Below are 24,997 nucleotides of genomic sequence, written 5' to 3' on the forward strand. Positions count from 1 at the left end.
TCGGCTGGCCGAAAAGGTCACCATGGCGTCCGCAGCGGGGAATTCATTCAGCCATTGACGGGCTACGGGCCTGCGCCGGTGGTCACTCGCTGCGTTCCGTCGGCGTCGAATAGTTCTCTGGTCCAGCGTTCGAGAATTTCGGTGCTGTCCCAGTCGTCGGGGTGGAATCCGGCGCGGGTGTACGAACGAAAACGTTCAATGGCGGCCGAGCTGAAAAGTGGAGAACGACGGAAAGCTCGAAGGCTGGTCAGGATGCGTCTCGGGTTGTATGCGGCTGGGTCACCCACCAACGAGCGAATCGTCTGGACAACCAACTCCGCGAACAGGATTACGGTGGCGAGCCGCATTCCCCAGACTCTGGTGCGTTCGCTTCCTCCGATGGCCGTGTAGACATCGAAAGCGACTGCCTTGTGCTCGCATTCTTCGAATGCGTGCCAGAGCAGAATCGGCCGGACTTCGGTGTGGCCGATCAGTCCCTGAGCCTCGTCACTGGTGAGGATGATCTCGGCAAACGTGGCGGTGTAGTGCTCCAGGGCCGCGGTCACGCTCAGCCGCATCGCAGGAGAGAAGCGCTTCTCAAGTCGGCCGACCAACTTCTTGGTGTGACGGTCGATCCCGCCTGTTGGGTAGCCCATCGCTTGGAGTCGATCGTTCAGAAGTCGATGCTGATGCCGATGGGTCGCCTCCTGCGCGATGAATCCCTTCACCGCTTCACGTAGATCGGCATCGCTGAGTTGGTCCCGGAACTCGCGCACTGACCGGATAAAGAAATCCTCCCCCTCCGGGAATGTCGCCGACAAGGTCGATACGAAATGACTCATCACCAAGTCGCCGTCGACGAAGTGCTGACGTTTGGTCGCTACGGGCATCGCGAAACGGACGCGTCGAGGCTTCGGTAGCACCCGCGCCGGTGGTCGTGCATTCGGCTCACTGCTCATTGATAGCTCCCGTCGTCATGGACAGCCTGACCATGTGACTTTATGCCTAGTCAGATTGGGATGGCAAGCTTTGACTCATGCGTTCCGAGCGGGTGTACAGCGGGATGTCTGCTGACGAGCGGCGCCAAGACAGGCGAGGACGTCTCATCGATGCGGCTGTTGACTTAATCGGCACACGTGGTGTTGCAGCCGCCACCGTCACTGCCATCTGCGCAAAGTCCGGCGTCACGTCACGCTACTTCTATCAACACTTCTCCGACCGAAACGCGGTGTTGCGGGCGGTCTATCGGCAGGTCTACGGCACGTTTTACGACGTCATAGAGCAAGCAATTCCCGACTCCGACGCCGAACCCGCAGTCTTGGCGTATGGCCCGATCAGCGCCCTAATCCGGATGATCGACGACGACCCTGGGCTTGCCCGGATACTGTTCGTTGAATCCGCGACCGAGCCACTGCTCAGGGAGTTGCGCAGTGAGATGTTGGCCGGATTCACTGACCTCGTGTTGCGCGAGGCCAGACTCCACCTCGACATTGCCGACTCGGCAGTGGGCGTTGCCCACTTGGCCTCCACACTGGGGGTTGGAGGGCTGTTCGAAATTCTGCGCCGCCGACTCGACGGCGAGCTGAGTTTCACTACTGACGAACTCGTCGGGCACTGTGCAGGGTTTCTGGGCAGCCTCGGAGGTTACGTGTTGTTGCAGAATGCAGCGGAGGCGCACACCCCTGTCGCGGCGACGACCGCCAGTGGCGCAGGTCGAACCGCAGATCGCGCCAAAGAAATTTAACGTATCGCCTGACTAGTGCTGCACGATTGATCGGAACCGGTGACCCTTCATCCGACTCGACCGCGCGGGTTCATGGTGGGATGCCGACAGCACTGGTGGCGGTAGCAACGTCTACTTTCAAAGCCTCGGGCCAACTGCGCCTGGCTAACCCCATCGCAACAGTCAGTCGGGTCTTCACGGCGTGTTGCGGTCGAGGAAATCGGTGACGGCGGCGGTGAAGGCGTCGTTGTCGTCACCGGCGATCATGTGACCGGCACCGGATACGTCGACGGTCTCGGCATGAGGTACCAGGTGTGTGAACTCCTCGACGGTGGCCTGGGAGACTACATCGGACAAGAGGCCGCGGACGAGAAGTGTTGGCGCGGTGACGCGTCGGGCACCATCGATCAGCAGATTGCTGATCGCGTCGAACTGCTCGGTTCCCTCGGCCGAATCATCGTGGAGGAAGTCAAAGTTGGAATGGATGAATGCCGGGTCCCATCGCCAGACCCAGCGGCCATCGTGGCGCTGACGTAGTACTTTGCGCAGGCCCTCGATGTTGTCGGGTCTCGCGCGATGCGGGTTGTAGGCGGCGATCACCTCGGCGGCCTCATCGAGGGTGCCGAAGCCCTCGGGGCGGGCGGCCATGAACGACACGACACGACGAGCGCCCGCAAACTCCAACCGCGGCGTGACGTCGACCAGGACTACTGCCCCCCACAAGTCCGCGGGTGCAAGCAGATGCGCACCCAAGACAGTCATGCCGCCAAGGGAGGCGCCCACGACGGCGGGCGGAGTATCGGCGCTGAAGTGTTCACGGACGGCGATGAGGTCGCTCGCGAGCCGGTCAACGTCGTAGCGGCCGGCGGGGTCCCAGTCGCTATCACCGTGACCGCGGGTGTCATAGGCGACCACCGAGTACCCGCACGAATGGAGCCGACGCGCCGAAGTGCTCCAGGCGTGCCGGTTCTGGCCGCCGCCGTGCAGGAGCAGCACGACGGGACGGTTGCCGTCGTAGTGGTAGTAGTCGGCGGCCAGGGTGATCCCGTCTCCGGTGCGTACCCGATGCTGCACGGCGGAGGTCACGACGCGTTGCCCATGGTGTTCACGATCGTGACGGTGCCCTGCGCGGCGCAAACGGCTTTGTCGCCGTTGGTGATGTCGATCCTCGCCACCCCGCTGCGCTTGCCCAGTGACACGATGTCGGCGACCGCGACACACACTCCGCTGGATACAGGTCTGAGTAAGTTCAGCTTGAACTCGGTGGTGGCGACCCATGATCCTGCCGGAATGACGGGATAGAACACCACCCCGAGGCAGTGGTCGACCATCGCGGACAAACACCCGCCGTGCAGGTTGCCGAACGGTGTCAGCAGATCGTCGCGGGTCTCCATCTCCGCCACCAGCCGACCGGCGGTCAGTTCGGTATGCCGAAAGTTCAGAAACGTCGACAGTCCTCCGGCTGTGTTCGCCGTTTTCAGCAACTGCGTTGCGATCTGCTCATCGAACTGCGCATACTTCACGGTCACCATGGCGTGTCACCCCTCGCTTTCGTCGTCATCGGTTGACCGCCGTGAGCCGGCGAACCGCTCGAGCATGTCGCCGAACGCGCCGAGGTCGCCGTGTGCGGCGAAGTGCTTGACATCCACGGCGACAAACATCGCGGTGGCGGTGAAGCGCACGACACCGTCCTCTCCCGTTCCGGTTGCGCTGACATGCAGTGCTCGACCTTCGCGGTTGTCGACGCGCGCAACGATGCGGTGGGGTTGATGCAATGGCACCGGTTGGATGTAGGAGATAGCCAGATTGCGGGTGACTGCCGGGGTGCCCGCGATCCACAGGGTGAAGCCGAACAGGTCGTCGCAGGCGGCGGAGATAGCACCGCCGTGCGCGAGACCTGGTGCTCCGCCGTGCCTTTCGTCGAAGACCAGGTCGGTGTAGACGTGTTGTCCAGATCGAAACACCGTCATCTGCAAGCCGTTGGGGTTGTCGGGGCCGCATCCCATGCACGTGGGGGTGTGCGGCGGCAACTGCTCTGGCTCAAGGGTTGGCGCCTCACTCACGCGGAGCTCGATTCTGTAGAGGTGTCGGTCTGCGATCCGGTGCTGGTCTCGGTCGACGGTCGGCGCCGTGGGGTTGCAGGTGGGCGGCCCGGCGCCCAGATCGCGAGGATGACCGCACTGATGGCCGTGATTGCCGAAAGCGCAAGGGCGGCTTGGCTGTTGCCGTGTGCGAACGCTTCTTTGGCGATGTCAGCGAGATGCGCAGCAGAGGGACCGGACTGCTCGGAGATTGGCAGTGCTGCGGCCAGCGAGTCCGCGAATGCTTCGCGCGCGGGCGGCGGAACTGTGGGAAGCACGGGTTGGATGCGATTGGTGTATCCGGCGGCCAGCACGCTGCCGGCGATCGCCACACCGATGGCGGCACCGATCTCGCGGCTGGCATCGTTGACTGCGGCGGCCACGCCGTGTTTCTCCACCGGCGTCGCGGCAACGATCGCTGTGGTCGCTGGCGCGGTGACTAGACCCAGCCCGGCGCCCATGGCCAGCAGAGGCCATAGGAAATCGGGGTAAGTCGCATCAACGCCGAGGCGGCTAACCAAGTAAAGGCCAACGGCGATGAGCAGCATGCCAGGGGCGGTAACCACGCGCAGGCCGTACCGCTCGGCCAGCATCGGCGCGATCAGCGAGATGACCACGATCGGGACGATCAGCGGCGTGAGGGCCAGCGCCGACTGCAACGGCGCGTAGCCGACCACGAGCTGGAGATACTGCACCAAAAGGAAGAAAGCCCCGAACATAACCAGAAACTGGAGGACCAGTGAGAGCGCGCCGCTGCCGAAGCCTCGGTCAGCGAAGAGTCGAAGGTCCAGCAGCGGGTACTCGCGTCGAAGACCGACGAGTACGAACACTGCCAACCCGGCGATGCCGGCGGCGAATAGTGCGAGCACCCACCCGTCGGTCCACCCGCGCATAGGCGCTTCGGTGACGGCGATGACGATGAAACCGATTGCCGCGGCGATGCACAGCGACCCGATGTAGTCCAGGGGTGGATGGGTTTCCTGGGCGGTCTTAGGCAGGGTGAGGGCGGCAATCATCAATGCCAGACCGGCGACGGTGAGACCGACGAAGATCGATTTCCACGTCCATACCTCCAGCAGCGCCCCGGAGCACAAGACGCCGACGACGGCGCCCGATGCGGCGACACCCGCCCAGATCCCCACGGCGCGGCCGCGTTGATGCTCGGGGAATCCCGCGGTCAACAGCGACAGCGTCGAGGGCATCACGAACGCAGCACCCAGCCCTGCGATGGCTCGCGCCGAAATCAGCCACCACGGATCTGCCATGAGCAGCGGAATGACCGACGCCGCGGAAAAGACGAGCAGTCCGAGAATCAGAACCAGCCGGCGACCGTACCGGTCACCGACGGCGCCCGCAGGGAGGACCAAGCCCGCTAAGACCAGGGTGTAGCCGTCCACGACCCACGTCAATTGACTTTGCGTCGCGCCGGTTTGCTCTGCGATGTCGGGCAGCGAGGTGTACAGGGCCGCCATTGAGCCGATGACCAGTGCCACCGACAGGCACGACACCACAAGCGTCCATCTCTGGCCTCCCGTGAGATTCCGGGCGGCCTGCATGGGATATGACGCATTGTCGATGTCGTCGAAGACGGGCACGGGCTAGACCGCAGTGGCCCATGTGATGGGCAGCGAGGTGTAGCCACGAATCGGCCCAGACCGCAGCCGCCGCGCGGAGTCCAGGTCGACCTCCCAGTCAGGCACCTTGTCCAGCAACGCATTCAGGGCGATCCGAGTCTCCATCCGCGCTAGCGACGCACCCAGACAGAAGTGAATGCCGCGACCGAAGGCCACCTGGTGCTCGCTGCGGCGCTCGATGTCGAAGACGTCCGGCTCGGGGAAGGCACGCTCGTCACGATTGGCCGACCCGAACAGCAGCAGTACCTTTTCGCCCTGGCGCATGGTCGTGCCGTGCAGCGTGACATCACGGGTCAGGGTTCGTGAAAGACCCTGAGCGGGTGAGTCGTAACGCAACAACTCCTCCACCGCCGGCCCCAACAGCGTTCGATCGGCGCCCAGGCGCCGACGGATCTGCCGATGCTGGGCCAGCACGACCGCGGAGTTCCCCAGCAGATTCGTGGTGGTCTCGTAGCCGGCGACGAGCAGCAGCGCGCAGAACCCAAGGACCTCCTCATCGGTCAGCACGACACCGTCGACCGCGGCGTTCGCCAACGCCGACATCAGATCCTCGCGAGGATTCTTGCGGCGGTCGGCGAGGAAGTCGGTGAAGTAGGCGTAAATCGCCGCGGCGGCGGCCAGAGCGTCGGAGGTTTGTCCGTGGTTGACGTCGACCTGCACCACCTGGCTCGACCAAACTCGGAACTGATCACGATCCGTGGCGGGAACACCCAACAAATCGGCGATCACCGCCGCCGGCAAGATGGCGGCGAAGTCGGTCACAAAGTCCGCCCACCCCGACCCCTCGTCGAGGCGCTCGAACAACTCCGCCGCCATCTTGGTGATGGCGTCCTCCAGGTCAGCAACCCTGCGCGGAGTGAACGCTCGGCTCACCAGGGCGCGCAACTGGTCGTGTCGAGGTGGGTCCATCACGATCATCATCGGCAGGAAAGAACCGATGAAATTCGACCCCGGCGGGGTGGGAAAAATCCCGTCCACCGAGGAGTACGTGCCGTGATCCAGTGCCGCGGCCTGAACGTCTGCATGCCGACTCAATACCCAGGTATGCGATTCCTCGGCGCGGTACACCGGAGCCGTGTCGCGCAACAACCGGTACGTCGGATAGGGATCGCTGAGGATCGAGGCATCGAACGGGTCATAACGGATCTGCACCGCGACCATAAAGAGCTCCTACCGCGAATGATGACGATCTAGACTGGGAGTCTAAACGCGGAGAATGGGGTAGGGCAATGCGCAAAATTCCACGTCAGATCTCTGAAAGACTCTCCGCAGCGGCGGACTTGTTCGCCGAAAAGGGGCTCAACGACTCCAAGATCGAAGACGTCGCCGCGGTGACCGGGGTGCCCAAGGGCACGCTGTACTACTACTTCGCCGGCAAAGAAGAAATCCTCGCCTACCTGCTCGAAGACCTCCTCAAGGACATCTCCGATTCCGTGACCGCGATCGTGCACGCCGACGGCACCGGCGCCGAACGCCTCGAACTCGTCATCCGCGCACAACTGCGGGCGATGGCCCAGCGGCCCGCGGTCTGCCGTGCCCTCATCGGCGAACTCGGGCGCGCAGCTCGGATGCCGGTCATCGCCGAGATGGTCAATACCGCCTACCAGCAACCCGTCGAAGCCCTGCTCCTCGCAGGAGCGCGCGACGGGTCCCTCGTCGCGCAGCCCGACGCGCGATCGACGTCCATCGCACTGTTCGGTGCCGTCACCATCAACGCACTGATGTACCTGGTCACCGACCACCGTCTCGACGAGACGGTGGTCGCCAGCACCCTCTACGCCGTCATTTTCGACGGGCTGCGCCCTCGTGAAGGAGACGCAACATGAGCACCTACGGTCTGTCGGTTCTCGGCGAGGACCTGCAATCGCTGGCCAAGACCGCCCAGGCCGCCGATGCGGCCGGCTTCGATGCGGTGTGGGCCTCGGAGTTCTACAGCCGATCCGGGTCGATCTCGATGGCCGCGATGGCCACCAGCACCGAGCACTGCCGGATCGGTTCCTCGATTCTCTACGGCGTGGGACGGAGCCCCTTGGTGCTGGCCACCGAAGCACGCGACCTCGACGAACTCTCCCAGGGACGACTGGTCCTCGGCATCGGCAACGGCACCAGACGGATGATGAGCGACTGGCACGGCGTGCCCGACACCTCCGCACCCGCTCTGCGCATGGAAGAACTCGTTCCACTGGTGCGCCGCATCTGGAACCTGCACGAAGGTCCGATCCACCACGAGGGTCGCTTTTACACGATGAACCTCACCCCGACCGGCGACATGTCACCTCCTAGCCGCCCGATCCCGATCATCACCGCCGGTGTGCGCCCCCGAATGTGCGAGGCGGCCGGCAGAGTCGCCGACGGTCTGGCAGGACACCCCCTTTTCACCACCACCTATGTCCAGGAAGTTGTCAGGCCCGCCATCGCCAAAGGCGCCGCGCACGCCGACCGCGACCCCAGCGACATCGAAGTCATCTCCATGGTCATGTGCTCGATCCACGAAGACGCCGAGATCGCGAGACGTGAACTTGCGCAACAGATAGCGTTCTACTCTTCGGTCAAGTCCTATGAGATGGTGCTCGACGTTAACGGCTTCGCCGCCGAGGGCAGAACAATCCGGGACGCATTCGGCCGGCGCGATTTCCCAGCGATGTTCGCCGCGGTGTCCGACGAGATGATCGACACCATGGGTGTAGCCGGCACGGCAGAACAAGTCCGCGATGGAATCACCCGCTACGAAGGCGTTCTCGACCACATCATGCTGTACTCGCCGTCGGTCGGCATCACTCCAAAACGCGTGCAGCAGAACCTCGAAAGCCTCATCCGAGAATGCTCACCACACGGGATTGCTCAAGCCGCGCAATAGTGCACACTCGACGCACGTCGTCGCGCCTTCGAGGTTCACAACGGCCCGCTTCCCCTGAAGCACTTGGCTGCAGGAGTCAGAGGCCGACCTCGCAGCAGGCCACACGTTCGGTGAGGAAGAGATCCCCGCTCGCTACGGCTTGACGAGGCCAGACGCAGGCGGCGGACGCGTCGCCGAACCTCGGTGACCGTCCCGCGAGGACGAGCCCGCATTCAGATCAGGCGGGGGTCGCCGTCTTCGTCGAGCACGATGTGCCGATCGCCGCGCTGGAGCGCGTCAAGCGCAAGGTCAATTTCGTGGACGGCGAGATCGGCTATGCGGCTGGGGCCGAGGACGATGATGTGCTCAGCTTGATCAGCGCCACCGCCGGCCGCCAGGCCGACGAACTCGGGGTTGCCGGCAACGACGAACTGCAGATCCCAGCCGATGTGGCGGCCGACCTCACGGGCTCGTCGGTCGAGAGCTTGCACGTCGTCGTCGGTCAGCACGCGATCGCCTTCCCCGTCAGGTGTTGTCGGAATTGTTGCGTCGCAGCGTGTTCAGCTCGTCGACCAGCTGCTCGTAGCGCTGAATGGACACGACGACGGCCGCGGGCTTTCCGCCGGTGTCGGTCAGGACGACGTTGCCTGCGCCGGTGGCCACCTGATTGATCAGGTGCTGGTGCAGTTCGCGGGCCGGGATCAGCTCACTGGGGACGGCTTGCGCGCCGCCGAGGGCTTCCACGGTGGTACGGATCATTGGACTGCCTTTCAGAGGTGATAGGTCTGATGTCCTCTCGGCCCGCTTGCCGAACCGAGAGGACACCGCCGAATCCGGTTGATGCTCAACCGCGTTCGGTGACCGTGGTGTTGGGGTGACGCGCCGCGGTGGAACCCTTCACGAACTTGCCGGTGACGGCGCTGCGGTGATGGGTTCCACTGCTGTGGTTGGCGCCCCGTTCGGTGACCGTGGTCTTGGGGTTGCGCGCCGCGGTCGACGCCTTGACGAACTTGCCGCTGACCGCGCTGCGGTGATGTCCCTTGGCCATTGTTTTGTCCTCTCGTTTTTTCCGGCCCGGTATTGAGCCGGATACCGGTCTATAAGTGCGCGTGTCGGCCCGACCCCTGAATTTCTCCGAGATGTCCTGCCCGTGCACACCCTCAGCGGCGCGCCGGGCCAGTGCGTCGCCTTCGGCGGCGGTCACCGACGTGCGTGCTGCCCGCGCGGAGCGGGTGCCCAACGAGCTGGCGTCGATGAGCGCGGTGAGGTGCTTGATGGTGGTCACGACGTCCTCTTTCGGAGTTGGCGGAGTTGGTAGCCGAGGAGGTTTTCCACGCTCTTGGCATCAGGCAGGCCCAGCTCGTCGGCAATCTCGCGCTGGGAGAAGCCATGCTCCTGCATGAACAGCGCTCGACGTGCCCGGTCGGTGCTCAGCAGCGCCATCGCTTCGGCGACCGTGTCGTTGGCGACGATGGTGGACTCGATGCCCTTGATGATGTCGAACCGGTCTTCGGGCAGCTCGGCCATCGGAGTGGTGGCCTGGTCGATGCGTTCCAGTTCGGCGCGCAGTGCGCTGCGGTAGATGTTGGCGAACTGATAGAGGCACTGGCCGACGAAGAAGGTACCTAGCGACGCGCCTCCCGAGGACTGCCAACGGTGGGTCATGAGCACCTTGTCGCGGAAGTAGATCAGCGCGGCGACCACGGTGTCAGCGGCGATGTCCTCGACGACCTCGTCGTTGGGCCAGCCCTCGATGCGGCCCAGGCCGTAGCCGGTCAGCGCTTTGGCCTTGCCGTAGATGGTTCCGTAGCGGATCCAGGCGCGCAGCACGCCGAGGCCGTAGCGGGCCAGCTCGCGGGAGAACCGGTCCCACGGTCGGCCGGTGAACTGGTGCAGCTGCAGGGTCAGGAGCAGGTCCTCGTCTGCTTGAAGACGCCGGAGTCGTTCCAGTTCGTCAGCGAGTTCGGCGGCGAGGTCGGGGTCGTCGAGCCAGGCAGCGACCAAGCCTTCGTCGATGGGCTGGTCGACGTGCTGGGTGTCGGCCTGGTTGTCCGGTTGTAAGCGCGCGGCATCAACGGGCGGGCCGGGGCGGCGTGCCGGTCGATCCATGGCTACATCTCCAGGAGGCGAGAAAGAGACAACCGATCCCTACGGTTGTCGCTTCCTCTTAAGTGCGCGCGCACCGCGAACCCCTGAATCCGGGAAAAAGTTTTTTCCAGGCGAGCGGTCGCGCTCCGTGCTGCCACCATTGTCCCAGGTCGAGCCGACAAGCCCCGGCATGGAAAGAAGGGGGCTACTAGTCGGCCAATAGCGTCGTACGCGGATTCTCTGGGCGCGGTCGCTCGTCGTCGACATCCAGCTGTCAAGAAAGGAGGGTAATTTTCAGCCGCGGGCAACGCTTTTGAAAGCAAAGAGCCCGGGTCGGTCGCAAGGACCACTGATGAGTGCCTACCTGGCGATTCCTATTGGACCGACCAAGCTTCGTTCGCCGCGCTGCACTCGGCGGTACCGAGCAACGAGGCCCACACGCACTCGGATCTGGCTTTCGCCCGTCTTAAGGCCGGCGGCCCGGCGACGTCCACGCCGGAAACTGGGCCGTGGTGCTGCCCGCAGTCACGGCCTTTCTCGACGAGTCCTTCCATCGCCCGCGCCGCGCAGCCATGCGCCGTTGGTTGACCTCGCTGTGGCGGACCGCCGACTAACGCTGGCGCTGCTGAGCTACAGCGACTCGCTGCGCGTTTACGCCAACGGTCAAGGCCAGCGCGAAACGATCGGCCAGCGCCGCATCTGCTGGGCCCGCACAGCCGGCGTCTGCGCGCTGCCCGTTTGGTTCGACGCCACAAGGTGCCCGCGCCGCGCGACGCGGTGTTCCTGCAGCGCGGCTAAGGCGCCCTCTCGGCCGCTCCTTTGGCCCGTCCAGCTCGACGCTGCGACACCGCCCGCCAGGGCGACGAACCCGCCGTCCAAGAGTCTCTGGCGCGACACCAGCCACCGCCAGCTCCGCCCGCGCCAGGATCACCACAGCGTGGCCGATCGCCAAGCAGCGCCGCCTGCACCGCGGCGGCGTCCCAGCCGTGCCGCACCGCATCGCCCTGGGAGCCCGACACCACGTGCTGTTGAACGTCTTCCTCGGCCACGATCTTCACGCACACCGGGTCATCGCATTCGTGCAAACCCAACACGCCCGCCGCCACACTTCCGCCTGCGATCGCCTACGCGCAGCGATGCGGACACACACAGAGAACCCCACACTGTCGCGCGTGAGATAGAAACGGCCGTAACCATCGGCACCGATCGCCCCGGTCCAGATGTTCTAATCCGAAGGCGTTGGCCCACAGACGACGTGGCTGTAGAACCGGGCAATCTCAGCGGCGTGCAACAGCCGATCAACGATCAGCTGTCCCGCTCTTCTCATGGCCGCCAACCCTACGTCCGTGCACTGACACAGGGCCTGTCCAGAGCCGCCTGCAGCGTCCCGACTGACAGGGCCGCAACGGCGTTCGAGGAGCCACCACTGCGCTGTGCCATCTGAGACACGGCCGAACAACGCTCTGCGCCGCTACAACTCCACCTGAGTCGCGATCCCCATGCGCTCAACAGCGCCGGGTCCGTGCGCAGCTGCAGCAGCGCATCGTCGCGATGCGAGAGGGCCGGCGGATCCCCGGCGGCCGAGGTCGTCGGAGTTCTGCGCGTCGCGCAACACCCTGTGTTCGTCACATCCTCTGCGCCGCTCACCTGTCGTCCCCTGCATCAGGCCGAGGCCGCGTCGGGCTCGGCGGCCCCTGGGTAGGCGACACCGCCAGGCGCGACACCTACCTCACCGCCACCGCCCACTACGTGCGAACCGTTGCTGGGCGTGGCCTTCTCAGCTTTCGGAGCGTGCCGCAGCATGGTCCGAACAATTCCGATTCCGACGTCTGTCCGTGCGGCGATGGTCGTCAGCGTCTCACCACGGCCTTGCATGCGCGCAACCGACGCGCCTGCCTTCCCCCGGTGCGTGGCTACTCGCTTCGCAGCTTCGGCGTCGACCTGCTCGCGGAGCTGGGCCAGGCGCTCCTTCTTCCAGACCTCGACTTCGGCGACCTTGCCGACTTCGTAGAGGAAGTTCGTGGCGTCGTCTATGTTCGCCTTGTCCCGCGCAGCGCGCGCTTCGTTGGCGCGCCGGGTCGCTTCCACAGCCCGTCGACGGGCTTCCAACTTGGACGTTCCTGCTGCTGTCATGACCGAGACACTAAAGCGGGCCGCGCCGGACTTACCACCACCACAGCCACATTCGCCATCCACCAATTTTTCAGCCGCCGCCCCTACCGCACCACCGCACCTCACTCACGCGCCGTGTAGCCCATTCCCTCACCGCCGCCGCACCGCCCACTCAGCTCACTCCCTCACAACCCCCTTCCACGGCCCAACGACAGACCACACACCTCTTGCACTCAGGAAACCCGGCAGTCTAAGAGTTTTCTAAGAACCTCCGGTTTGGTGGTGGCTTCGCCAACCCCGGAGTTCGTAGCGTGCGGCGCATGCGGAGACCGGCGTGCGCGTCATGGTGATGACGCTGCACAAGCTGACCGCCGGGGACGGATACCTGTACCTGGTGCGGCAGGTCGCTGCCTCCGACAGCACCGAGCGGGGCCGCTCCACCCTGGCCGACTACTACTCCGCCAAGGGTGAATCGCCGGGCCGCTGGATGGGACGCGGCCTGGCCGCCCTGTCCGACACCGGCCGATGCGAAGTCACTCCGTCTGCCCGCGAAGAGATTTGGACCGTCGAGGAAGGGTCGGGGGTCAACGAAGCCCAGATGCGTGCCCTGTACGGCGTGGGTCTGCACCCCAACGCAGAGCGCATTCAGACCTACGTCACCGGCCGCAATATGGGCAACCAGCGCGCGGCCACTCGCCTGGGACGCGAGTTCCAGGTCCGCGACGGCGAGCCAGAGTTCGCGCGCCGCTTGGCCGTAGCCTTCCGCGACCACAACGCCGATGTCGGCGCACATGGGAACGCCACCATCGACCCCGAGATCCGCTCGCAGATCCGCACTCGGGTCGCAGTCGAGCTGTTCGGCGAGGAGTACGGTCGCCCGCCCGCCGATGATCGCGAACTGTCCGGATTCATCGCCCGGAACACCCGCGCAAAGACCACCGCTGTGGCCGGCTACGACCTGACGTTCTCGCCGGTGAAATCCGTATCGGCACTGTGGGCCATCGCCCCGCTACCGGTGTCCGAGCAGATCGAAGCCGCTCACGATGCGGCCGTGGCCGACGTCCTGGAATGGCTGCAAGAACAGGCCGCGTTTACCCGCACCGGCGCCGGCGGAGTGGCCCAGGTCGACACCGAAGGGCTCATCGCCGCGGTGTTCACCCACCGCGATTCCCGCGCCGGGGATCCAGACCTGCACACCCACGTCGTGATCTCCAACAAGGTGTCCTATGTCGACGCCAACGGCGTGCGCCGCTGGCTCGCCCTGGACGGCCAACCCCTGCACCGCCTCACCGTCGCGGCCTCGGAGTTGTACAACACCCGACTGGAAGCCCATTTGATCTCCAGGCTGGGTGTGCGCTTCGCCGAACAGTCCCGTGGGCGCGGCAAACGCGCGGTGCGTGAAATCGTCGGAATGTCAGGGAAATTGATGGAGCGGTGGTCAAGTCGCCGTGCGGCGATCAAGGCCCGCACCGCCGAGCTGGCCAAGCAGTTTCAGGCCGATCACGGACGCGAACCGACCAACGTTGAGATCATCGCGCTGGCCCAGAAGGCAACCCTGGAATCGCGCGAGGCCAAGCACGAGCCGCGTTCGCTGGGCGAGCAGCGCCAGGAGTGGCACACCCAGGCCGTCGAGGTCCTTGGAGCACGCGGCGTGAATCAGATGCTGGCCGACACCTTGGCCGCACCGCAGACCACCCGCGAGGCCGTGACGATCGACGAGGAATGGATCGCGTCGCGCGCTGGCGAACTCATCGCCACGGTGGCCGAAACACGCTCGACGTGGCAGCGCCACCATGTGCGCGCTGAAGCGCTGCGGATGGCTCGCGGCCACGACGTGGCGCACGATGTCGCATTGGTCGAAAGACTCACCGATACCGCCCTCGGAGAGGGCTTCTCGGTGCCGCACGCCCGCGTCGAAGACGCCGAGTTGGGTGAGCCTGTCGCATTGCGTCGCCGCGACGGTGCCAGCGTCTACCGCCGCCATGGCGTCGCGCTCTACACCAGCCAGGAAACACTGGCCGCCGAGCGCCGGATCCTGGACGCGGTGCACCGCGGCGACGGCCGTGTCGCAAGCGCCGCCGACGTCGAAATGGCACTGGCGGATTCGACGGCGCGAGGGCGCACACTCAACCCCGGCCAGGCCGCGCTGGTCACCGAAATGGCCACCGCGGGGCGTCGTGTCGCACTCGCACTCGCCCCGGCCGGAACCGGCAAAACCACGGCCATGGCAGCGCTGGCGCACGCGTGGCGCAGCTCAGGCGGACACGTCATCGGATTGGCCCCCACCGCCGACGCGGCGATCGTGCTCGGTGAGGACCTGGGCGCCACCACCGACACCCTGGACAAGTACGTGTGGTCCGCCAATCCCGCCAAGGCCGCGACATCACATGTGCCCGAGTGGTTCAGCCGTGTCGGACCCGACACCCTGATCGTGGTCGACGAGGCCGGAAAAGCGGCCACCGCCGGGCTGGACGCGATGATCCGCGACGCCCTCAAGAAGGGCGCCAGCGTGCGTCTGGTCGGTGATGACGGACAGCTCTCGTCGATCTCGGCCGGCGGCATTCTGCGTGACATCGCCGAGGCCACCGACGCCCTCACCTTGAGCGAAGTGGTGCGGTTCAAGTCCCCGGCCGAGGCCGCCGCCGGGCTCGCGCTGCACGATGCCGACCCGGCCGGAATCGGCTTCTACATCGACCATCACCGCATCCATGTCGGCACCGACGAGACCGCCGCCGACATGGCCTATCAGGCGTGGCGCGCCGACCTCGCTGCGGGCGGGGATTCGATCCTGCTCGCCCCGACCAACGATGTCATCAACGAGCTCAACGCCCGCGCTCGACTCGACCGGCTGGCCACCGACCCCGAGGCCGCCAAGGCGCCCACCGTGGTGCTGGCCGACCAGCTCCACGCCAGCGCCGGAGACACCATCCGCACCCGCAAGAACAACCGCCGAATCACGATCGGGCGCAACGATTTCGTGCGCAACGGCTACCGCTACACCATCACCGAAGTCCTTGCCGATGGCGGCGTGAAAGCCCGCCATCTGCGCAGCGGGCGCATCGTGACGCTGCCGGCGGACTACATCGCCGAACACGTCACGCTGGGCTATGCGGCCACCATCGACTCCGCACAGGGTTTGACCGCGGGCGGCCGCGACACCAGAGGCACCTGCCACATCGTCGGCTCGGACATGCTGACCCGCCAGCACCTTTACGTCGCGTTGACCCGCGGCACCGACGAGAACCACCTCTACCTGTCGACCGCTGAGGGCGACCCGCACCGGCTGCTGTCCCCCAAGGCCACCCACCCCGATACCGCGGTCGATGTGCTGACCAGGATCTTGGCCCGCGACGGCGCGCAGGTCTCGGCGACCACCGCAGCCCGCCAGGCCGCCGATCCGGCCGCCCGCCTGCAGGCAGCGGCCGATATGTACTACGACGCGCTGGGTATGGCGGCCGAGAACCGCCTCGGGGCCGGTGCCCGAGACCGCCTCGATGCGATCGCCGACGAGGTGATCCCGCAGTTGAGCCAGCGTGAGGCCTGGCCAGTGCTGCGCCGCAACCTGTCTGTCCTGGCTCTGCGCGGGGCGGACCCGCGCGAGCTGCTGACCAAGGCCCTGGCCAAGGGCAGCGTCTCCGACGCCGCGGACCCCGCCGCGGTGCTCGATCACCGCATCGACCCCGCCGGCACGCATTCCACCGGTATCGGGGTGCTGCGCTGGCTACCCGCCGTTCCGCAGGCGTTGACCGATGACCCGCAATGGGGCGCCTATCTGGCCCGCCGCGAAAAGCTGGTCGAGGACCTGGCCGAGGAGATCCGCGAACGCGCACGCGGCTGGACCAACGCCACCTCACCCGCCTGGGCACGCCCGCTGATCACGGTGAACCCGATCCTGACCGCAGAAATCGCGGTGTTCCGCGCCAGCATCGGGGTCTCCGAAGCCGACACCCGCATCACCGGTGCCCGCCAATTCCCCGTGCGCACCCGCGGTGTCCAGGCCGCACTGCGACGCCAGGCCGCCGCCGACATCGGCCGCCGCAGCGCCGACACCACCCGCTGGAACGACCTCATCGACGCCATCGACCCCCGCCTACGCGCGGACGCCTACTGGCCACAGCTGGCCGACCAGCTGGTCAAGGCCGCCCGCATCACTCCGCAACTGCGCCACATCATTACGACCGCAGCACGGCAAGGACCGCTGCCCGACGAGCTGCCCGCGGCAGCACTGTGGTGGCGCATCTGCGGCGCGCTGTCCCCGACCGCGACCCTGGCCACGACCCATTCGCGGCTGCGCCCGCCCTGGGTCACCGATATCGACGTCGTGTTCGGGACCGCGCTTGCCGAAATCATCACCTCCGATCCCGCCTGGCCTGGGCTGGTCGCCGCGATCAGCGCGGCGGATCCGCAGAAGTGGACGCCGCGGGATCTGCTGCACGTCGCCGCCGAGCAGCTCGCCGACGCCACCGACGAAGACCATCCGATCCCGCCCGGCGATTACGCCCGGCTGATCACATACACCGTCGATGCCTTCACCCATCGCCTACAAGCCCGCCTCGGCGTGGACATCGAGGACCTGCCCACACCGGAGCACGCACCGATCGATCCCGCCGATGAAGCACTGTTCCCGCCCGACCCGCAAGGACCCTACGCGCAAGTCGAGGAGCATTCACCTTTCGATGACTCTGTCGACATTGCCCCGCCCGAAGAAATCGACCCCTTCCAAAACTGGGCAGAGGAATATGCCGGTCTGCAACTTGAAGACCTCTCAGCAAATCGCCCTACACCCGAATTGGGCATCACTATGGGGGCATTCATCGCGCGGCGCGCCGAGTACCGGAATGTCTGCGACGAAATCAAAACTCTGGCCGCCGATATCCGCGCCGGAAATGGCCCGGCGCTGCGCGCCGCCGCCGACGACTTGCTGCGCATGCGCCGCCAGGTCGACGCCGACCGTCCCTACAGTCACGCCATCACCGACGTGATGGAACAGTGGTCCGACGCCGATAGGGCCTACAACGACACCTTGGGCCTCATCGAGCACTCACGCAGCCAGCTCGATATCCTGCTGGCCACTCCCGACGCCGAGGAACTCGACATTATCTCGGCCCGCCAAACGATCGCCTTCTACACCGACCTGCTCCCCGAACAGCCGCCGTCATTGCAGTTCCAGCAGGCCCTCGCCGACGCCCAGGCTGCCCGCGCGGCGGCCGCCGGCGGCGCAGACAAGATCGTCACCGAGCGGGACATCGCCGCCGCACGCGGCGACGCTGACCGCGCCGACATCGCCGCCCTCAACGCGCTGCGGGTACGGCGCCCGGTGCTGCGCCGCGAACTCGAACGTGCCGAGCGCGACATTGCCACCGCGTTCGCGGCTGCCCAGACCGCCACCTCCGACACCCTCGAACAGCTCCTTGAGTCGGCACGTTCGGAAGTCGCTCTCCTGCAGGTCGCCGGCCACCTAGACGCCAAGTGCACTCCGCTGCTCATCCCCGACGCCGCACTGTCCGGTCTCGAACCCCAGACCGCCGACCGCATCAAATCCCTGGCGGCACAGCCCTATCGGCTCGCCGTCATCCGCGCCGACATCACCGACCGCGAAACCGCCGCCGCGCTCTACACCCTGCGCAACGCTGCCAACGCCGAAGACCGCAAGGTGCTCTGGCTCGCGTCGCCCACCGAGGCCAGCGCGACCCCGGCTCACGACGCCGAGCTGGCTGACACCATCACCACCGTCGATGACGCCCACCAGCAGGTCAGTGAGCAGCAGTGGGCACTGCCGCCCGGCGCCGTCGTCGTCATCGAGGACCCCGCGGCGGCTGAGCCCGACCAGCTCGTCGACCTCGCCCGCCACGCTGCCGCCGCAGACGCCCGACTCGTCCTTCTCGATCCCGGCACCAGCCGCGGGCCCAGCTCGTCGGCGGTGCAGCTGCTCACGCACTCGCTGCCCTGGAACAACACACTCACGATCACCACGTCAGCGCCCGACGATCCGCTCCTGGCCTCGACGCCGGCGGTCACGCTGGCCGACCGCCTCGGCCGCAAGCGCCTCAGCGAACCATGGCAGCAACTGCTCACCCACTACGACACCGCGACCCGCGCGGTCCGCTCCGCACACCGTCGTCAACTCGCCCGGGGATGGCGCAGCACCGACCTGGCGGCCTCAAAGGACCGCGACCGCACCCTGGGCGCCGGGATCGACGACTAAACAGCCCGCGAATGCGGCTCTGGTGGCGGACGCCGGCGGGCGCTCCCGCGACGATGACCCCATAAGCACGCGCCCCGAGCCCTATAGCCCCTATTGCGGGCTCATAGTCAATGAAGACGAACAGTACGAGAAGGTGCAATGCGCAACGCTTGTGGCGATTAGCGCCCCCACCCGGACGGGAAAGACCCGGCGTCTGCTAGCGCCGGCGGCGGTCGGAAGCGGCCGAAACCGCGCATCCGTGTCCGCCACCGCCGCGCGCCATCCCCGCACGACTGTCACCTAACGAAGTTAGTGCCAGGCGCAACACGCCGGACGTCCTCTGTCCCGGCGTGTTTCGACGCGGAGAACCAAGCGGCCGCTAGGTCCAGTAGGCGGGCAGTGACTGCATGTGGTCTTTATCGCCGTGCTCCAGCGCGGTCAATTCAGCTATGGCCGAGGGCCCTTCGAGGGACGAGAGTCCGTTCGTCCAGGTCGCGATTCGGCCGCGGTACCAGCCACGCCAATCGACATCGAGCCCACCAGCGGCCAACCCGGCGTGGTACCAGGCACCTTCCCAATCGCGCCATCGACGGCGGCCTTCAGTCGCCCGCTCAGCGAAGCTTCGAAGTACGGGGTTCTGCGAGGCGGCCTCGGTGAACTCCCTTACCACCTCGGGTTCATCGGCGTCAGCCCCTGGCATCAACTGTTCTGTCCGCTCGCGGGTCTCGTTCACCTCGGCCACCGCCGCGTACCAGGCGTCCAGCGCCACCCTCCAGCCTGATCCGGTTTGCGGCTCCCAGGGCTGTACGTCGAGGGTCAAAATATCATGCACCGCCAGGTTATTGCTGCACTCAAGGGCCGCGCCTGAGGTATCGCCAACTATTGCTGGCGACAGGCCGTGTCGCCAGTTTGGATCCAGGGTTCCAATACGCGCGTCCATGAGTATCGGCTTGAGCAGCACGTAACGAGCCCACCCGTACTGGTGGCGTGCGCCCTGTTGTTGAAGCTCCCATATGTATGAACTCATGAGCCGTCCGCCAGGTCGTCTTCGACGCTCACTAGAGCCTTGACGATCATGTCGTGCACGTCAGGGTCGCCGGTGACGGCCGCGGCGTAACACATGTCAGGTAGCGGTAGCGGTCGGTTAGCCCAGCCGCCAATATGTTCGGCGGTACGGGCTATCAGCCAGTGCGCCCGATAGTTGGCCAGCTCTTCACTGCTGTCGCGGGGGTGGCCTGCCCCGCCGATCATGAACGCGGGTCTGGACATGGCGGTGGTGCCGTTGAAGGTTTGAGCTTCCTCGTTGTATTTGGTCCACTGCTGCGTGCTGGGCTCATGGTCACCGCCGCGGGCAACCCAAATGTGGCGCAGCGCATCAGGGACACCGCCGTCGATAGCTTGGGCCTGAGTAGTCGCCGCGGCCATCAGTGCGGCGCTCACTCCCGAGACGATCCTGTCCGGACAGATCGGATCAGCGCCCATGACCCGCAGAAGACGCGTATAAACCTCGGGCCACAGCACCGCCAGCCGGTGCACGTGCATATCGTCGAGCACCGGAGCAGGCACCTGGACGCCAGGCTGCAGCAACGGATTGGTTTCTCGCGTGCACGCTGGCGGATGTTCCACCCCCGCGTCCCGGAGCACGGGCGTCGGGAGTGTGCTCGCAGCCGCGACCAGGCGCCAGCCCCACTCGGCACGCCGCTGGGCGTACTCCACGAGCACGCGTGCTGGATCGGACCAACCGAACCACAATTGCCGAAAGCTGTCGTCTATCAACGGATCTGTCGCTAATACCCGCACCGAGCGCGGAACGAAAACGCCCGCCGGGATATAGCTGGCTCCGTCGTTGGACGTGATGACGGTTTCGGTCCCGCTCGGGGAGCGGAAAACCCCGACCGCCCACCCCGTCAGGTAATTGCCCGCCATGTAGGAGGCATGCTGCAACTTCCAGACCAACTCCTTCGCCGCCGCCGCATCCGCTGACTCGCGCCGCTCCCGCGCGGCCGCCGTCTGGCCCGCGGCCACCACGCTCGCCGGAATCAGGGTCGGCCCAGCACCGGCGGCCGCTGCCGCCGGCGCTGCCGATGGGGCATTGCTACCAGCGCCGAGAGCGCCTGCCGGCACCGTCGCCGCAGGAGGCGGAACAGCCCCGGCAGGGGGTCCCATCGAGCCAGGCGGAAGCATCATCGACGCGCCGCCGGCGGTACCCATACCCGCCCAGGCTGGAGCTGCGGCGGCGGCCACCATGCCTGAATGAGCGGCGGCCGCTGGCACGCCACCGCCCGCTGTCGCCGAGACCGGCGTCGCCTGCCCGCCAGCCGACAGGGCCGGTGACGGACTCGCTGGAGCTGGCGGGGGCGCAGCGGGCATTCCCCCACCGATAGCCCCGCCGGTCGACATCCCTTGGGTAAAGGCTGCAGCGGGTGACCCCGCACCTGAGCCAGCGCCCGGCACCCCACTTGCACTCGGCAATCCGATTCCAGCATCGGGCGTTTGGCCCACACCGCTACCCAGAGGATTAGAGCCCATCCCGGGCATTCCGCCACTTCCCAGGGCGCCAGGCATCTTCGGCGCACCACCGGAACCCATCCCGCCGCCGCTCATGCCGCCCATCGACGGCACACCGCCACCACTCAGAGGTGCGGCCCCTGCCGCCGGAGAAGCCACACCCGGCGTCGGCTGCACCGGTCCCGTCACGACCTTGATCCCCTCATCACCGGTTGCCGGTTTGATCCCGGGTTGCGTCGTGGACGTTCCCGCTGAATCCGTTGGCGACATCGCTGGCGGTGATTGATCACTGCCTTCTTGAAGTGGTGTCGACTTTGAGCTGTCGTCCTCCTGGGGAAGTGCTTTCTTGGGGTTGTCGTCCCCCTGTGTGATGCCGGGTGACGGACTATCGAGCGGTTGCACTGGCGGGGCCGAGGGGGCGTCGCCCCACTTCGTCAAAAGATATAGCGCCCTGGTATTTTCAGTGCTCTTCTTGAACGAGGTGTGCGACGCCATTGCAGCGGTTACTCCCGCCTCGGTCCGGTACCGGGCGATGCCGTGATACTGGGTCACCAGGGCTTCGGCTTCGCCTGGAAGTTTCGCGCTCGCGATCTTGGCATCCGCCTCACGGACAAGCTGCTCCTGACCTGACCGTGTCTCGCGCAGCACGGTGGCGATATCGGCACACTTGTCAGCCAATTTGGCATGCCATTCGGCGATCGTCTTGGCTTCCTCGGCCAACACCGCGTTCACCCGGTGAACCTCGTCAAAGCCCTGCGAATCGGCCGCATCGCGGAATCTCGCGCTGTCAGTCACGATCTGCTGGTGGATCCCGTCCCACGACGTTGCACCAGCCCGGTACGTCTGCTCCTGGGCATCCCAATGCTCAGCGTCCGGCGGCTCCAAATCCGGCGTAACGATCAGTCGCCCATACGATCCCGCAGACCCTCCGGCAGCAGGCATCAGCTGAACCCGCACTTTGCATCAATCACGTCGACCAAATCATTGCCCTGCGTGATGGCGTAATTCGCCGCGTTCCAGTCGCGCATGTTGACCCCATGCATGCTGTCGATCTGAGTCCCAATCCAGGCGATGATCGGCGCCCTAACTTCTAAGGGTGTCGCCGAGCCTATCTGCGTCCGCAGGAACGCGACCTGCGAAGTCATAGTGCGCTTTTCGACGGTTCGCGCTTCGTAGGTTTCACCGCTGGACCTGCCGGTTGTTGCGGCAATCGACGCACGCTGTTTTCCAGCCGAAGTGATGACTCGGGCAGCCCGATCCCACGCCGTACAGGCGGCCGCCTTAGCGGCCTGGGTGTCGCTCCTGCTGTACGTCAGTGGGGCCGGCGGAACCACGTTCACTGTGTGCCGTGCCGCTTCGATCGGACAGGCGAGGGCCAGGCCGCTCGTCACCACGGCACCTAATGCGACCGCGAACGCCGCCGTCGAAGCGGTGATCCCGGTGCGGCGTCGCCACAGGCCCCTCATCGTCATGACACGACGGTATCGCGAGCGAGTGACACCGGGCCACCGCCGCGGGCACATTCGAAAGAGCGACTTCACGCAGTTCTGTTGCCTATAGATAACACTCGGCAATTCAGCGCTGGTGGAGGTGTGCCTGAACTGGTCGAGATTTGGCATGAAAAAAGCCTCGCGCGTCGAATCGAGGTTCGACGGCCGCGAGGCGGAAGCCAGAAGCGAGCGCCTGAGCGCGTCGCCCACTCGGTGAGCCAGTCCGTTCCGCGCCAGAAGTCCCAAATTCCCTATCCTGGAGGCATGACAAGCGAGGACGGTGACGCCGGATCAGAGCTTCCTCCGCCCCCCACTCCCCCGCGCCGCTTCGGTCAACTGCCCGACCTTGCTGTCCCAGACGACTTCGACGAGCCGCTACCCCCTACCGAAGCCGCGGTGTGGGAAGGGCCAGACCCGGCCGACGAGGACACCAACGCTGCACTCGACGACGATGACTGGCCTATCGATGAGGCAGACCTGTAAGGCGCTGCGAGAGTCAGAAGCCGACAGCACGCTCAGCGAGGAGGAGATCCGCGCCCGCTACGGCATACCGCGGTCAGACTCTAACGGATGAGATTCCCACTATCTATGTCTCGCAGGGGACAGATGACGGACTAACGCGCCGCGGTCATCGACTGCGGCGACCTCACCGCGCACCTTCGAGGGAGCCAGGCGGTCGATTCTGCAGGAATGCCGTCACTCGTCGAGAACTACTCGGGGTTCAAATGGTCTGCTGCCGTTGTAATCTTGTTCGAGCTGGTCACACAGATCAGCCATTGCTTTGCGAATGAACTGTTGTTGAGTACTGATGCCGGTATGGGGCCGCGTCCACGCGATGGTGTTGACCATGCGCTCTTTCAATTCTTCAGGCACCGAGAGCAAGATATCGACAGACTTTCGACTAGGGACGCTCCGACCAACTCCAATGTCCTTACCTGCAGCGCACACAACACCATCCTTGATATCTGAAATCAAACAACTCGGTCGGCTCCCGCTCTATTCGGCTCCTCGTCGATATCCCCGCGCGCCCATGTCCGCTAGTCGATGACGCTGTCGGCGGCACCCACCCTACGAGGAAGTCAGGTACCCCCTTGAACACCCGACGGCACAGGCTTATTCACGATCCCCGAGTTCAGACGAGTCCACGGTTACCCTCGCCATGTAGGCAGTAGCTCGACCGATGAGTTCTGTCACCGCTGGATCCAGGAGCTCTGCGACTGTGATACCCAGGCTTTTAGCGTATGCAACTACGAGATCATGATCCTCTTTACTAACGCGCTTCGCTAGAATTGCTGTGTTCAAACGCTTTTCGCGATAGCGCCAGTTACGGCGGCGGCCGCTAGCACCCTCGGACATTAAACTCCGCACTATGAATGCCCGCCAGAGTCAGGCCGCTCATTCTTCGTGCAGCCAAGCACTCTTGCTTTCGAGGCAACAGGACACGGCCTTGGGCGATGCAACTCTTAGGTCGCGCAGTTCCAAGACGCACTCCTCGAAGCTGAACCCTCCGTCAGCCAGTGCCTTCATCCATGCGATGAGTGCCCGCCCCTCATTGGCCTGAGAAGCACGAGCCCAAATCCGCCCATACGTGACCGCCACCGAATGTGCGTAGGCTTCACGAACCACTGTCGAAGCGTCGTCGAAGAGTGCTTGTGAGATCGAGGCATACCGCTCCAGGTCGTCAGTGCGAATACCGCAAACACTGAGATACAGTGCCGCGTTTGTCACTTCATTACGCCAAAGGTCCTGCAGAGTTGAGCCATGCGCGCTTCTTGATTGAAGGACGTGTACAAAGTCTGCGCCGATCACGTACGTCGGTGACTGGATCGCAGCCCCATGACTGAGTGACATTACTGACACATCCTGGGCGCTCGTGCGGCCTTGAAAAGAGGAAGCCAGGTCGACGCACGCGCCCCCAAGAAGCCTCCAGAGCTCCATCAGGTAGTCACCATGCTGCGTGAGCGGGTATGTCATGAACACCGACCCATCAGGTAGGACCTCGGCGGTTGAAACCCCGAAGGAGCGTGCCCAGAGTGCTGCTTGCCCAATGACATCCGCAAGTGCAGCATGTCTCCTGCCGAGCTCGAATCCGCGGCTGTTTGCCTGACTCAGTTCATCGTTCACAAGATGCCTCCGTGACTTCGGAGAAGCCTCTCGGACCTGTTGTCGCCGTCGCCGCAACGATGAGGCGCGCGCGCCCGAAGGGCGCCAGCTGGCCATCGCCACAAGCCTGCAGCCGACCTGGTGCGGTACACACCCCCAGGCTACCGGTACAGCGCGGTGGTTGACCACTAATCCAAAGGTATTACCTAACAACAGCACTGGTCGGCACCCAGCCGACTGTCAAGAGGCATATATTCAT

21 protein-coding genes are annotated in these 24,997 nt (G+C 65.3%); 5 read left to right on the forward strand and 16 right to left on the reverse strand.

The genetic code is table 11. From position 1 onward, the window contains the following. Nucleotides 1-62: 62 nt before the first annotated feature. The gene (locus ACZYYX_RS24310) at nucleotides 63-938 is read right to left on the reverse strand and encodes a metal-dependent hydrolase (RefSeq protein ID WP_463817275.1); all 876 of its coding nucleotides are present in this window, start codon (nucleotides 936-938) and stop codon (nucleotides 63-65) included. Nucleotides 939-1,015: 77 nt separating this feature from the next. Here ACZYYX_RS24310 and ACZYYX_RS24315 point away from each other — a divergent pair, with 77 nt between their 5' ends. Beyond that, nucleotides 1,016-1,723: a TetR/AcrR family transcriptional regulator gene (locus ACZYYX_RS24315; protein ID WP_463817277.1), complete on the forward strand. Its 708-nt coding sequence runs from the start codon at nucleotides 1,016-1,018 to the stop codon at nucleotides 1,721-1,723. Between the two features lie 174 nt (nucleotides 1,724-1,897). Here ACZYYX_RS24315 and ACZYYX_RS24320 read toward each other — a convergent pair whose 3' ends face one another. The 5 genes from ACZYYX_RS24320 to ACZYYX_RS24340 are packed head-to-tail and all read right to left on the reverse strand — an operon-like array spanning nucleotide 1,898 to nucleotide 6,578. Continuing rightward, on the reverse strand, nucleotides 1,898-2,788 hold the full coding sequence (locus tag ACZYYX_RS24320; protein ID WP_463817278.1) for an alpha/beta fold hydrolase: 891 nt from the start codon (nucleotides 2,786-2,788) through the stop codon (nucleotides 1,898-1,900). Next, on the reverse strand, nucleotides 2,785-3,234 hold the full coding sequence (locus tag ACZYYX_RS24325; RefSeq protein WP_276078137.1) for a PaaI family thioesterase: 450 nt from the start codon (nucleotides 3,232-3,234) through the stop codon (nucleotides 2,785-2,787). Before ACZYYX_RS24325 ends, ACZYYX_RS24320 begins: the two co-directional genes overlap by 4 nt. Before the next feature lie 6 nt (nucleotides 3,235-3,240). Then, nucleotides 3,241-3,708: a PaaI family thioesterase gene (locus ACZYYX_RS24330; protein WP_463817754.1), complete on the reverse strand. Its 468-nt coding sequence runs from the start codon at nucleotides 3,706-3,708 to the stop codon at nucleotides 3,241-3,243. A 53-nt stretch (nucleotides 3,709-3,761) separates the two neighbouring features. Then, the gene (locus tag ACZYYX_RS24335) at nucleotides 3,762-5,339 is read right to left on the reverse strand and encodes an MFS transporter (protein ID WP_463817279.1); all 1,578 of its coding nucleotides are present in this window, start codon (nucleotides 5,337-5,339) and stop codon (nucleotides 3,762-3,764) included. A gap of 42 nt (nucleotides 5,340-5,381) precedes the next feature. After that, complete coding sequence (locus ACZYYX_RS24340; protein ID WP_463817281.1) at nucleotides 5,382-6,578, reverse strand: cytochrome P450; 1,197 nt, start codon at nucleotides 6,576-6,578, stop codon at nucleotides 5,382-5,384. 68 nt (nucleotides 6,579-6,646) lie between these two features. On the opposite strand from ACZYYX_RS24340, the gene ACZYYX_RS24345 reads away from it, so the two are divergent. Next, nucleotides 6,647-7,243, forward strand: coding sequence for a TetR/AcrR family transcriptional regulator (locus ACZYYX_RS24345; RefSeq protein WP_463817282.1), 597 nt, complete (start codon nucleotides 6,647-6,649; stop codon nucleotides 7,241-7,243). Then, complete coding sequence (locus ACZYYX_RS24350; RefSeq protein ID WP_463817284.1) at nucleotides 7,240-8,274, forward strand: LLM class flavin-dependent oxidoreductase; 1,035 nt, start codon at nucleotides 7,240-7,242, stop codon at nucleotides 8,272-8,274. Before ACZYYX_RS24345 ends, ACZYYX_RS24350 begins: the two co-directional genes overlap by 4 nt. Nucleotides 8,275-8,486: 212 nt before the next feature. Here ACZYYX_RS24350 and ACZYYX_RS24355 read toward each other — a convergent pair whose 3' ends face one another. The 5 genes from ACZYYX_RS24355 to ACZYYX_RS24375 form a co-directional block, all read right to left on the reverse strand. Then, on the reverse strand, nucleotides 8,487-8,762 hold the full coding sequence (locus ACZYYX_RS24355; protein WP_463817285.1) for a hypothetical protein: 276 nt from the start codon (nucleotides 8,760-8,762) through the stop codon (nucleotides 8,487-8,489). A gap of 16 nt (nucleotides 8,763-8,778) precedes the next feature. After that, nucleotides 8,779-9,012, reverse strand: coding sequence for a type II toxin-antitoxin system prevent-host-death family antitoxin (locus tag ACZYYX_RS24360; protein WP_463817286.1), 234 nt, complete (start codon nucleotides 9,010-9,012; stop codon nucleotides 8,779-8,781). An 85-nt stretch (nucleotides 9,013-9,097) separates the two neighbouring features. Next, nucleotides 9,098-9,538, reverse strand: coding sequence for a hypothetical protein (locus ACZYYX_RS24365; protein ID WP_463817287.1), 441 nt, complete (start codon nucleotides 9,536-9,538; stop codon nucleotides 9,098-9,100). After that, nucleotides 9,535-10,362: an RNA polymerase sigma factor gene (locus ACZYYX_RS24370; protein ID WP_463817288.1), complete on the reverse strand. Its 828-nt coding sequence runs from the start codon at nucleotides 10,360-10,362 to the stop codon at nucleotides 9,535-9,537. The genes ACZYYX_RS24365 and ACZYYX_RS24370 overlap by 4 nt, the downstream gene beginning before the upstream one ends. 1,641 nt (nucleotides 10,363-12,003) lie before the next feature. Further along, a complete protein-coding gene (locus ACZYYX_RS24375) occupies nucleotides 12,004-12,474 on the reverse strand; it encodes a hypothetical protein (protein ID WP_463817289.1) in 471 nt (156 codons plus the stop codon). 322 nt (nucleotides 12,475-12,796) lie between these two features. Between ACZYYX_RS24375 and mobF the strand changes: the two genes are divergently transcribed. Then, nucleotides 12,797-18,658 carry a MobF family relaxase gene (mobF, locus tag ACZYYX_RS24380; protein ID WP_463817755.1) on the forward strand — a complete coding sequence of 1,954 codons (5,862 nt, stop codon included), beginning with the start codon at nucleotides 12,797-12,799 and terminating at the stop codon, nucleotides 18,656-18,658. A 358-nt stretch (nucleotides 18,659-19,016) separates the two neighbouring features. Here mobF and ACZYYX_RS24385 read toward each other — a convergent pair whose 3' ends face one another. The 3 genes from ACZYYX_RS24385 to ACZYYX_RS24395 form a co-directional block, all read right to left on the reverse strand. After that, a complete protein-coding gene (locus tag ACZYYX_RS24385; RefSeq protein ID WP_463817290.1) occupies nucleotides 19,017-19,598 on the reverse strand; it encodes a hypothetical protein in 582 nt (193 codons plus the stop codon). Between the two features lie 62 nt (nucleotides 19,599-19,660). Continuing rightward, a complete protein-coding gene (locus ACZYYX_RS24390; RefSeq protein WP_463817292.1) occupies nucleotides 19,661-22,087 on the reverse strand; it encodes a hypothetical protein in 2,427 nt (808 codons plus the stop codon). Continuing rightward, nucleotides 22,087-22,617 carry a hypothetical protein gene (locus tag ACZYYX_RS24395; protein ID WP_463817294.1) on the reverse strand — a complete coding sequence of 177 codons (531 nt, stop codon included), beginning with the start codon at nucleotides 22,615-22,617 and terminating at the stop codon, nucleotides 22,087-22,089. Before ACZYYX_RS24395 ends, ACZYYX_RS24390 begins: the two co-directional genes overlap by 1 nt. A 282-nt stretch (nucleotides 22,618-22,899) precedes the next feature. Here ACZYYX_RS24395 and ACZYYX_RS24400 point away from each other — a divergent pair, with 282 nt between their 5' ends. Then, on the forward strand, nucleotides 22,900-23,118 hold the full coding sequence (locus ACZYYX_RS24400) for a hypothetical protein (RefSeq protein ID WP_463817296.1): 219 nt from the start codon (nucleotides 22,900-22,902) through the stop codon (nucleotides 23,116-23,118). A 213-nt stretch (nucleotides 23,119-23,331) separates the two neighbouring features. Here ACZYYX_RS24400 and ACZYYX_RS24405 read toward each other — a convergent pair whose 3' ends face one another. Together ACZYYX_RS24405 and ACZYYX_RS24410 are read right to left on the reverse strand one after the other, a co-directional pair. Further along, on the reverse strand, nucleotides 23,332-23,508 hold the full coding sequence (locus ACZYYX_RS24405) for a hypothetical protein (RefSeq protein WP_463817297.1): 177 nt from the start codon (nucleotides 23,506-23,508) through the stop codon (nucleotides 23,332-23,334). A gap of 522 nt (nucleotides 23,509-24,030) precedes the next feature. After that, the gene (locus ACZYYX_RS24410; protein WP_463817298.1) at nucleotides 24,031-24,759 is read right to left on the reverse strand and encodes a hypothetical protein; all 729 of its coding nucleotides are present in this window, start codon (nucleotides 24,757-24,759) and stop codon (nucleotides 24,031-24,033) included. Between the last annotated feature and the right edge of the window lie 238 nt (nucleotides 24,760-24,997).

The organism is Mycobacterium sp. IDUB_1, assembly GCF_055419625.1.